General features: G+C 67.7%; 7 protein-coding genes and 1 riboswitch. Of the genes, 3 read left to right on the top strand and 4 right to left on the bottom strand.

The genetic code is table 11. The features are described from left to right. Positions 1-140: 140 nt before the first annotated feature. The 3 genes from ABZ717_RS27650 to ABZ717_RS27640 all read right to left on the bottom strand — a co-directional run bounded on the left by ABZ717_RS27650 (position 141) and on the right by ABZ717_RS27640 (position 2,759). Complete coding sequence (locus tag ABZ717_RS27650; RefSeq protein ID WP_358515882.1) at positions 141-1,010, bottom strand: MetQ/NlpA family ABC transporter substrate-binding protein; 870 nt, start codon at positions 1,008-1,010, stop codon at positions 141-143. Positions 1,011-1,080: 70 nt separating this feature from the next. Beyond that, on the bottom strand, positions 1,081-1,803 hold the full coding sequence (locus tag ABZ717_RS27645) for a methionine ABC transporter permease (RefSeq protein ID WP_358515891.1): 723 nt from the start codon (positions 1,801-1,803) through the stop codon (positions 1,081-1,083). Continuing rightward, complete coding sequence (locus ABZ717_RS27640; protein WP_358515888.1) at positions 1,803-2,759, bottom strand: ATP-binding cassette domain-containing protein; 957 nt, start codon at positions 2,757-2,759, stop codon at positions 1,803-1,805. Before ABZ717_RS27640 ends, ABZ717_RS27645 begins: the two co-directional genes overlap by 1 nt. Before the next feature lie 619 nt (positions 2,760-3,378). On the opposite strand from ABZ717_RS27640, the gene ABZ717_RS27635 reads away from it, so the two are divergent. Next, complete coding sequence (locus tag ABZ717_RS27635; protein WP_358515879.1) at positions 3,379-4,428, top strand: hypothetical protein; 1,050 nt, start codon at positions 3,379-3,381, stop codon at positions 4,426-4,428. A gap of 524 nt (positions 4,429-4,952) precedes the next feature. Next, a complete protein-coding gene (locus ABZ717_RS27630; protein ID WP_358515876.1) occupies positions 4,953-5,909 on the top strand; it encodes a DUF3558 domain-containing protein in 957 nt (318 codons plus the stop codon). An 87-nt stretch (positions 5,910-5,996) separates the two neighbouring features. Here the strand turns inward: ABZ717_RS27630 and metE are convergent, their stop codons facing one another. Further along, positions 5,997-8,276, bottom strand: a complete 2,280-nt coding sequence (gene metE, locus ABZ717_RS27625; RefSeq protein ID WP_358515873.1) for a 5-methyltetrahydropteroyltriglutamate--homocysteine S-methyltransferase — start codon at positions 8,274-8,276, stop codon at positions 5,997-5,999. 140 nt (positions 8,277-8,416) lie between these two features. Next, positions 8,417-8,640, bottom strand: a riboswitch (cobalamin riboswitch). A gap of 226 nt (positions 8,641-8,866) precedes the next feature. Here metE and ABZ717_RS27620 point away from each other — a divergent pair. Next, a partial coding sequence (locus ABZ717_RS27620; protein ID WP_358515885.1) for a polysaccharide deacetylase family protein occupies positions 8,867-10,870 on the top strand: 2,004 nt, incomplete at its 3' end.

Genomic DNA, 10,870 nt, shown 5'->3' with positions numbered 1-10,870 from the left:
CACACCCCTCTTCCCCCCCCCCCCGCCCTCCCCTTCTGTTCACTGGCCCTGGTGCCCCCCAAACCCCCCCGTTAACCGAACTGGCTGGGGCGTCGAAGGCGGATCCGCCTTCGACGCCCGAACACGAGACCTCTGGTCCCCTAGTCTTCGTCGTCGTCCCGCATCCCGCCCATGGGGATGACCACGCCCTGCCAGCGCTCCTCCATGAAGTCGCTCACCTCCGGGCTGTGCAGCAGCTCGTCGAGCCGCTCGATCTCCTCGGACTCGGCGTCCTCCGTGCGTACCACCAGACCGTTGCCGTACACACTGCCCTCGGTCTCCTCCCAGGCCATCACGTTCGCGTTCTCGGCCAGGTCGGCCTCCAGCGCGTAGTTGCCGTTGACCACGGCCGCGTCCAGGTCCTCCAGGGAACGCGGCAGCTGCGCGGCCTCCACCGGGGTGAGGGTGATGTCGAGCGGGTTCTCCTCGATGTCGGACTCCGCCGCGTTGTCCCCGGCGCCCTCGGACAGGGTGATCACGTCGTTCGCATCGAGCAGGTTCAGCGCCCGGCCCATGTTGGACACGTCGTTGGGCACCCCGATCTCCGCGCCCTCGGGGAGCTCCTCCAGGTCGGAGAACTCCTGCGAGTACAGACCGAAGGCCTCCAGGTGCACGTTGCTCACGTACTCCAGGTCGGCGTCGGTGTTGCCCTGTTGGTACTCCTCCAGGAACGGGACCGTCTGGTAGTAGTTCGCGTCCAGCTCTCCCTCGACGAGGGCGGCGTTGGGCTGGTTGTAGTCGGTGTACTCGACCACCTCGATGGCCAGGCCCGCGTCGGCCGCCAGCTCATCGTTCACGAACTCCAGGATCTCCGCGTGCGGCATCGGTGTGGCCCCCACCTTCAGGGTCACCACGTCGTCGTCGCCACCACCCTCGTCGGCCCGCTCACTCGGGCTCCCGCACCCCGCCAGCAGCACGGTCGCGGCGCCGAACACCGCGGCGCCCCGCAGTACGTTCGCTCTCCTGGTCATGGTTGTCTCCTTGCCGTTGGTACCGGACGACTCGGGGGGAATCACGGGGGGCGGGATCGAGAGGGACGCGTCAGCGCCTGGACAGTCGGCGCACCAACAGGTCGCCCAGGCTCTGCGCGACCTGCACGATCACCACGAGCAGGATCACGGTCGCCCATAGGTAGTGGTCGTTGAAGCGCTGGTAGCCCTCACGAATGGCGAGGTCGCCCAGACCGCCACCGCCGATGGCGCCGGCCATGGCCGAGTAGGAGATGAGCGTGACCACGGTCATCACCAGGCCGGCGATGAGCCCGGGCATGGCCTCGGGCAGCAGCACCTTGCCCACGATGGTGAACTTGCGCGTGCCCATGGCGTGCGCGGCCTCGACGACGCCCCGATCCACCTCGCGCAGCGCGGTCTCCACCAGGCGCGCGAAGAACGGGATGGCGCCGATGCTGAGCGGCACGATGGCGGCGGTCGGGCCGAGCGTGGTGCCCACCAGGAAGCGGGTCAGCGTCAGCACCGCCACCATCAACACGATGAACGGCAGCGAACGGCCGATGTTGACGATGGCGCTGAGCACCGCGCGCGCGGCCGGGGCCGGGATGAGGCCGCCCTTGTCGGTGGCCACGAGCAGCACGCCGAGGGGCAGACCGAACAGGACGCTGAAGACCGTGGCCCACCACACCATGTAGACGGTGTCCATGGTTCCCAGCCACAGGCTCGGCCACATGTTCGGCCAGTCCTGGACGAAGTCGGTGATCGCGGTCACCGCGTTGCCCTCCTGGGCCAGGTAGAGGATCTCGTTGGTGATCACTTTCCGGCCTCCTCGACCAGCAGGCCGTTCTCGGACAGGTAGGTCAGTGCCTCACGACGACGGCTTCCACGCATGTCGACGCTGAGCCGGCCCACGGACTGACCGGCGACCTGCTCCACACCGCCACCGAGGATGTTGACGTCCACGTCGAACCGACGGGTCAGTTCGGACATGAACGGTTCGTCGAAGGAACGCGGGTAGGTGATGAACACCGTCTCCGGCCCCCCGTGCTCCGGCAGCGGGAACAGCGAACGCGCCAGCAGCGAACCGGGGGTCCCGATCAGGTCCAGGACCCGGCCGGACTCACGGAACTCGCCGTCCTCCATGATCGCGGCGGAGTCACAGATCCGCTTGATCACGTCCATCTCGTGCGTGATGAGCAGGATGGTCAGGCCGAGTTCGTCGCGCAGTCGGCGCAGCAGCGCGAGGATGGACTCGGTGGTGACCGGGTCCAGGGCGGAGGTCGCCTCGTCGCTCAGCAACACCTTGGGGTCGGAGGCCAGGGCGCGGGCGATGCCCACGCGCTGCTTCTGGCCGCCGGAGAGCTGGGAGGGGTAGGCGCGGGCCTTGTCGCCCAAGCCGACCAGTTCCAGGAGTTCACCGACCCGGGTGGCGCGCGCGGCGCGGGACATCCCCGTGACCTCCAGCGGGAAGCCGACGTTGCCGGCGACCGTACGCGAGGAGAGCAGGGCGAAGTGCTGGTGCACCATGCCGATGTGGCGTCGGGCCTCGCGCAGGCGGGCGCCGCGCAGCGAGGTGAGTTCCTCGTCCCCGACGCGGACGGTGCCACCGTCTGGGCGTTCCAGGAGGTTCACCGAGCGCAGGAGGGTGCTCTTACCCGCACCGCTTTGGCCCACGACCCCGTAGATCTCGCCGGACTCGACGTGCAGATCGACCCCCTTCAGGGCTTCGATCCGACGTTTCTTCAACCTGTAGGTCTTGTGGAGACCCACTGCGTCAATCACGGTTTTCCCATCGACGTCTGGCGGTGGTGTCACGGCTCCCACGCGCGTGGGGGCGCGGAAGGAGACCGGACTCAGCGTGGGGGTCGACGCCCGCATCCGAGCGTACGAAGCGCGCGGTGGGCGAGCGGCGGCGACGCGCCGGAGCGGCGGTCGGAGGGCGCGGTGGCGCCGAACGGGGCGGGTTCTCGCCCTCGGACTCAGGAACGACGGGACGGACGACAGCGACCACCGGGCAGAGGTACGCACCGCCGGGTGGTGTCCGCCAAGGTGACGGGGGTCGTTTCGTAGTGTTCAGGAGCCATCACGGCACCAACTCAACCATCTCGGATGCCTCGATTCGGCAAAATCCTTGACCCGAATATGGTTATTTAGACCACACCTACGGCTTTGTTGGGGGATGTGATCACCTCGTCCCTCCCGAAGACCCGTGAGAATGCTTAGACTCATTACCGTCCCGTGACCTTTCCCCCTTCGAGCGGGGTGAGTGCGGCGCGGCCCGCGAAGACGACGTGCCCCGCGCCCCGTCCGGGAAAGACGAGCATCTGCGTCCACAGCGTCCCCGTGCCCGCTATGGGGTCCGTGTGTGGGCACGAGGAGCGACCACACCTTGCAGTCAGACGATCCGAGCCGAGTGGCCGACCACGCCGACTTCTGGGCGCCCGATCCTCCCGTCCGCACCTGGCGGGAGCTGATCGCCGACTGCGCGCGCCCGTTTCCGACGGTCGTGCGCACGAACCCGACCCCGGGCCGCACCGCGGCGGTGGTCCTGTCGCTGTTGGCAGCCCTCGCCCTGCCCGCGCCCGCCTTGGCCGCGCCGGTCCCCCGGGACAACGAGGACATGGGCACCCTGGAATCGCGCGCCGAGACCCTCACCGAGGAGTACAACGGCGAACTCCGGGACATGGAGAACGTGATGGAGGAGGCCGACCGCGCCCAGTCGCGCGCCGACTCCACCCGCGAGGACGTGGAGGCCGCCCGTGGGCAGGTCCGTTCCCTGGCGGTGGCGACCTACACCAGCGGCGGAATCGACCCCTCCATGTCGCTGTTCGTCGAGGCCGAGCCCGACGAGGTCATCGAGCGCGCGGTCGTCATCGACTACCTGTCCACCAGCAACCAGGACAAGATCGACCAGCTGGACCAGGCCCTGTCCCGGGACGAGGTCGCCCAAGAGAACGCCGAGGATCGCTTGGCCGAGGCCGAGGCCGACATGGACGAGCTGGAGGATCGTCGCATGGACGTCCGCCGGCTCATCGCCGACCACCCGGAGCAGCCCATGCGACCGCCGGACAACATCACTCCGCGCACCGAGCAGATGCGCGACCTGGGCATCGAGATCTTCGGGCGCGGGTCGGAAGTGGGCGGTGTCGGCTGCTACCGCGCGGTGGGCGGCTGGGTCGTGGGTGAGCACCCCAAGGGCCGGGCCTGCGACTTCATGGTGGACGGCAACGGTTCCATGCCCCCGGAGGACCAGGTCGAGCGCGGTTGGGACATCGCGAACTGGGCCCGGGACAACGCCGACGACCTCGGGGTCATGTACGTGATCTACCGCCAGCAGATCTGGGACGTGCGTCGAGGCGACACCGACTGGCGCCCGATGTCGGACCGCGGCAGCATCACCGAGAACCACTTCGACCACGTGCACATCTCGATGTTCTGATCCCCGGCGGGTGCGGCGAACACGACTTCCCCGCACCCGTCCTCTCGGGACCAAGGGCCGGAAAGGACGGCCCCTTTACCGGTGAAACGACTCGAAAAACCACACAGGATAATCACGATCAAGTCACGCCAAGGGTGACGTGTGGCTCGACCGGAACGAATCGATGACGATTCGCCCCGTTACCCCTGGCCCGCTACGCCGCTCCCCTTAAGGTCACGGTTAGGATGCTTGTCGTCCCGACCCCCGGTCGCCGTGGCCCGTCCCCTCGGCATCATCTCGGCGGTCGGAAAGAACCCCGCGCGCAGTCGGGGCATCCACTCACGACACGGGGAATTCCCGCTCCTCGCCGTACCGCACTCGCCCGCGGACCGGCGTTGGTCCCGGGCTCTCCTCCCCCACGGTCTCCCGTGCCGTCACCCACCCGGCGATCCGCCGGCGGCCGTCACGGGAAACTCGTGAGAACCCACCAATGGGCACACGCGTCCCAGAGAACACGGCCAACACTTCACCGGGCGAGGGGAGCCATGAGCGAAAACGGACCTTACAACCAGCCTCCGCAGAACCCCTATGGGGGCGGCACCGGCGGGCAGCCTGGCTACGGCCAGGGCCCCTACCAGGGCGGCCCCGGTCAGGACCAGGGCATGTACGCGGGTGGCCAGCCGCCCTACGGTGGCCCCGGCGGTCCGGGTGGACCCGGCGGATACCCCCCGCCCCCGCCGCCCCAGAGCGGTGGTGGCGGCGGCAAGGCCGGCCTTTGGGTGGTCATCGGCGGCGGCGCGATCATCGTGGTGCTCGTCATCGCCGTGATCGTCATGCTCGTCACGCGTGACACCGGCGGCGAGGAGATCGCCACCGGTCCCGACACCACCCAGGGCACCGAGGAGACCGACGAGCCGGTCGACGACGACACCGAGGAGCCCGACTCCGGCGGCGGTGACGGGCCCGCCGGGGAGCCGCCCTACGCGCTGCCCATCGAGCCCTGCGACGCCATCACCGAGCAGGTCTCCACGGACTTCATCCTGCGGGACGACCCCAGCAAGAGCGTCTCCGACAACCGCGCCAGCTGCACCGCCACGGGTGACGCCCCCGAGGGCAACCCGGAGCGCGCCTACAGCAGCCTCTGGTTGGAGTACGCCACGCCCTACGCCGGCAGCGACTCCGTCGAGGGCGCCTCGTCGGACTACCAGGACTCCCTCGCCAACTACACCGGTGGTAGCGACTACTACCCGGAGGAGAACCTGGAGGAGGAGAAGGAGATCGACGGTCTCGGCGATGAGGCGCACCTCATCATCACCGAGAACATCATCCTCGACGACCCCGCCCCCACGGCGATCATGCTGGTCCGTTCGGCCAACATGAACATCGAGATCACCTACCAGGTCTCGGACTTCGAGGGCTCCGACCTGACGATGGTCGACGACGTCGAGGCCCTGCTCACCAACTCCGCCGAAGAGGCGATCGCCCTGCTCGGCGCCGAGTAGGAAATCACCGGCTCCTCCCCGGAAGAAACGACGAGAGGGGGCCGCGGCTTCGTGCCGCGGCCCCCTTTTCGTGCGTTCGGGGTGGGATCAGAGGTCGGCGCGCACCCGGCGGGCCGCCTCCACCATGTTGCGCAGCGCCTGCTCGGTCTCGGTGTAACCGCGCGTCTTCAGACCACAGTCGGGGTTGGCCCACAGGTTCGCGGCGTCCACGTGCGAGACCGCCAGTCGCAGCGAGGCCTCGATCTCCTCGACCGAGGGCACCCGCGGCGAGTGGATGTCGTACACGCCCGGACCGATCCCGCGCTTGTAACCGCGCTCGCCCAGGGCCTCCACGAGCTCCATGCGCGACCGGGCCGCCTCGACGCTGGTGACGTCGGCGTCCAACGCCTCGATCCCGTCGACGATCTGGTTGAACTCCGAGTAGCACATGTGCGTGTGGATGGTCGTGCTCGACGCGACCCCGGAGGTGGCCAGTCGGAACGAGTCGACCGCCCACTTCAGGTACGCCGCCCGCTGTTCCTCGCGCAGCGGAAGCAACTCGCGCAGAGCCGCCTCGTCGACCTGGATGTGCCGGATGCCGGCCCGCTCCAGGTCGGCGACCTCGTCGCGCAGCGCCAGACCCACCTGGCGGGCGGTCTCACCCAGCGGCTGGTCGATACGCACGAACGACCAGGCGAGCATGGTGACCGGACCGGTCAGCATGCCCTTGACCGGCTTGTCGGTGCGCGACTGGGCGTAGGTGATCCACTCCACCGTCATCGGCTCGGGACGCGAGACGTCCCCGAACAGGATCGGCGGGCGCACGCACCGCGAACCGTAGGACTGCACCCACCCGTTCTCGGTGGTGGCGTAGCCCTCCAGCTGTTCGGCGAAGTACTGGACCATGTCGTTGCGCTCGGGTTCGCCGTGCACCAGCACGTCCAGACCGATCTCCTCCTGGAGCGCGATGACCCGGTCGATCTCCGCGCGCAGGAGCGCCTTGTAGTCCTCGGTGGGCAGTTCGCCCCGCCGGTGCGCGGCGCGGGCGCGACGCAGCTCGGCGGTCTGCGGGAAGGAGCCGATGGTGGTCGTGGTCAGCGGTCGCAGGGCGGCCACGTCCCGATCCTGGGGACGCTCGTAGGCGTCCGGGCCGAGGGCGTCCAGGCGGGCGCGCACCCGGGCGTCGGTGAAGGACGCGTCCCGCGGCTCGGACGCGCCCTGGTAGTCGGCGTCGGCTCCCTCGGAGAGCACCCGACCGAGCAGCGCGACCTCCCTGGTCTTCTGCTCGGCGAAGGCCAGGGTGGAGCGCAGCTCGGGCGCCAGTGAGGTCTCGGCGTCCAGGTCGATGGGCACGTGCAGCAGCGAGCAGGAAGTGCTCACCGTGAGCTCGTCGGTCAGGGCCAGGAGGGTGCCCAGTTCGGCGACGGCGGCCGGCAGGTCGGTGCGCCAGACGTTGCGGCCGTCCACCACGCCCGCGACCAGGCGGGTGGAGCCCAGCCCCGAGACGGCGGTGAGGTCGGAGGCACCCTCGGAGTCGGTGACCAGGTCCAGGCCCACGGCCTCGACCGGAGAGTCCTTGAGCACGCGCAGGGCGGCGGCGCCGATGGAACCGAAGTAGGTGGACACCAGGAGCGAGGGACGCTCGGTGAGCGACCCCAGGCGCTGGTAGGCGCGCTCCAGGTGGCCGACGGCGGCGCGACCCTCGTCGGTGGCCAGGATCGGCTCGTCGAGCTGGACCTCGGTGACGCCCGCGGCCGACAGGTCGCTCAGGAGCTTGGCGTAGGCGTCCAGGAGCTGGTCGAGGAGCTCGATGGGCTCCCAGCCCTCGGGAGCGTCCTCGGCGGCCTTGGCCAGCAGCAGGAAGGTCAGCGGACCGACCAGGACCGGGCGGGTCTGGAAACCGGCCTCGGCGGCCTCACGGAACTCGGCGAGGGGCTTGTCGCCGACCAGGCGCGGGCGGGTGCTCGGGGAGAGTTCGGGGACCAGGTAGTGGTAGTTGGTGTCGAACCACTTGGTCATCTCCAGCGGCGGCGCGCCCTGCTCGCCGCGGGCGAGGGCGAAGTAGCGGCGCAGCTGCTCGTCCCGCTCCTCTGCCTGGGCCGGGGAGGTGAAACGGGCGGGCACGAGGTCGAACAGGACCGCTGTGTCCAACACCTGGTCGTAGTAGGAGAAGGTGTTCGACGGGATGTCGTCCACTCCGGCCTCGCGCAGTCGGGCGTAGACGCCCTTGCGCAGGTCGGCGGCGACGGCGTCGAGTTCGGCGGCCGTGGTGTTGCCCTTCCAGTAGGACTCACTGGCGCGCTTGAGTTCGCGGGCGGGGCCGATGCGCGGGTAACCGTGGACCGTGGAGCGCACGGACGGCCCGGAGGCCGCGGGGTTGCTGACCATGAAGCTTCTCTCCCTCGTCGAAAGCCGGGTACCGGCCACGAGAGCGGGGCGAGGAGCGCGGCACGACGAGGGGCTCACCCGGGGCGCACGTGCCTGACGACCTCGGCCCTCCCTCGGGGCGCGGGACCACCGGCGGCACAGGCGCACCACCGGGTGGAGGCAGGTCTTCGGACTCGTGGGCGTTTCCGACGTCGTGCGCCGGTCGTCCTAATGATCACCGCTTCCCGGTTTTCCGACTTTTCCGGTCGGATCACCAGTGCTTATGGCGACGCTCGTTCCCACATACCGCTGCGGGGCAGTCCCGGATTCGCACCGGGTTCCCTCTTTCGACACACTCCGACCGACCGGAGCGGGCTCCGGGAGTCGATGGTGGGAGTGTGTACCTTCCACGCCTGCAAGTATAGGGAGCACCCCCTTCGCCCCTGCACCCGGCGTGACCCCTTGGCCCGGAGCACACCAGCGAACCCATTTCGTGTGCCCGGCATCACACCCGATACCAGCGTTACGCGAAAGACCCCCGTCCTTTCGCGAACGTTCGTCTGACGATGAGCGTGGAGAGCCCCCAGGTGAAGCAGCAAGACGGTCCCAGCATGGCCCCCGACCGCCCCGTTCTCACGGCAGCGATCGCGATGGTCGTCCTCTTGGGACTGGTGCTGTCGGCGACACGACCACCGGGCCTGCCCGAGGACGGAGTCATCGAGAGCATCACACGGAACGTGGCGGTGGACACCGACGACGACCTTCCGGCGGAAGGTTCCGAGGAGGGGACGACCGTGGTGGACACGGCCGCGCTCCCCGGCACCGAGGAGGCCTCGGTCGACTACGAGGGCGACAGTGAGGTGGCCGTCGCCTACCCGGCCATCCCCAACGCCGACCCCCTCACCGACTTCCTGGACCGCACCCTGACCGACCAGGTGCACGCCTTCGACGCCGCCAACCCCGGCGCGGCCTCCTTCGAGGGCGAGTGGCGGTTGACCGCCGCCGGTGACGGGGTCGTGGGCGTGCGGATCACCACCACCGAGACCGACTCGGAGGAGACCCGCGTCGGTCACAGCACCTACTGGTACGAGACCGACGACGGCTCGGTGCACGGTTCCAGCGGCCTGCTCGCCGGACAGGACGAGCTGGCCGCGCTCAACGACCGCGTACTCGAAGAGGTCCCGGACACCGTGGCGGCGGTGTCCCTGTACCCGATCAGCGGCCTTTACGACTCCCTCGCGTTCAGCCCCGAGGGCGACCTGATCGTGGAGTTCGACGATGGACAGGTCGCGCCCACCTCCGAGGGTCGCGTCGGCGTCGTGATCGAACGCGACGAGGCCGAGGAACTGCTGTCGGAGTTCGGGGTGCGGGCGCGCGACGCCGCGACCAAGGGCGTCGAGGAGTTCACCGTGGCCGCGGCCCCCGAGGCGGAGAAGGATGGCACCGGCGTCGCCTCCCCCGGTGAGATCTCCCCCGTCGACGACGGGATCGACTGCACCGACCCCGAGACGCGCTGCGTGGCGCTGACCTACGACGACGGCCCCGGCGGCCGGACCTCGGAGCTGCTGGACACACTCGCCGAGCACGACGCCAAGGCGACCTTCTTCGTCACCGGCCACCCGGTGATGGAGGACCCGTTCACGGTGCGCCGCACCTACGCGGAGGGCCACGAACTGGCCAACCACACCCTGGCCCACCCCGACCTGGCCACGCTCGGCGCCGGAGGCGTGCGCGCGGACCTGGACCCGGTCCAGGCGCTGGTGTACCGGGAGACCGGATACACGATGGACCTGATGCGTCCGCCCTACGGTTCCACCAACGACACCGTCGCCCAGGTCACCGAGGAGATGGGCATGGCCCAGATCCTGTGGAGCGTGGACACCAACGACTGGAAGGACCGCAAGGCCGGTGTGGTCGCCGACCCATTACTTTATATTGCACCTTATTCTGGTGTAACTATGGGTGAAGAGTTCATGTTTAATGGAAAACATGTTCTTATCGTTTACGATGATTTAACTAAACAAGCGGCAGCATACCGTGAGCTATCATTATTATTACGTAGACCACCAGGTCGTGAAGCATATCCTGGGGACGTGTTCTACTTACACAGTAGATTATTAGAAAGAGCTGCAAAACTTAACGATGATCTTGGAGGCGGTTCAATTACTGCTTTACCAATCATTGAAACTCAAGCTGGCGATATCTCAGCATACGTTCCAACAAATGTTATCTCAATTACTGACGGACAAATATTCTTACAATCTGATTTATTCTTCTCAGGTGTTAGACCAGCGATTAATGCTGGGCAATCAGTATCTCGTGTTGGTGGTTCAGCTCAAATTAAAGCGATGAAAAAAGTTGCAGGAACATTACGTTTAGACTTAGCTTCATATCGTGAGTTAGAATCATTTGCGCAATTTGGTTCTGATTTAGATGAATTTACAGCTAAAAAATTAGCGCGTGGTGAACGTACTGTTGAAGTATTAAAACAAGGTCAAAATAACCCACTGCCTGTAGAACACCGCCTTCCTCGTGCCGGGGCTGACCATCGCCGTGCGCGACGAGCGGACCGAGGGCGACCCCGTCTACACCGAGGAGTTCCGCTTCGACGGCGG

This window comes from Nocardiopsis sp. NPDC006832, from assembly GCF_040635885.1.
Lineage (GTDB): Bacteria > Actinomycetota > Actinomycetes > Streptosporangiales > Streptosporangiaceae > Nocardiopsis.
Note: the sequence above shows the minus strand (reverse complement) of the source record. Positions and strands in the feature narration are given on the sequence as shown.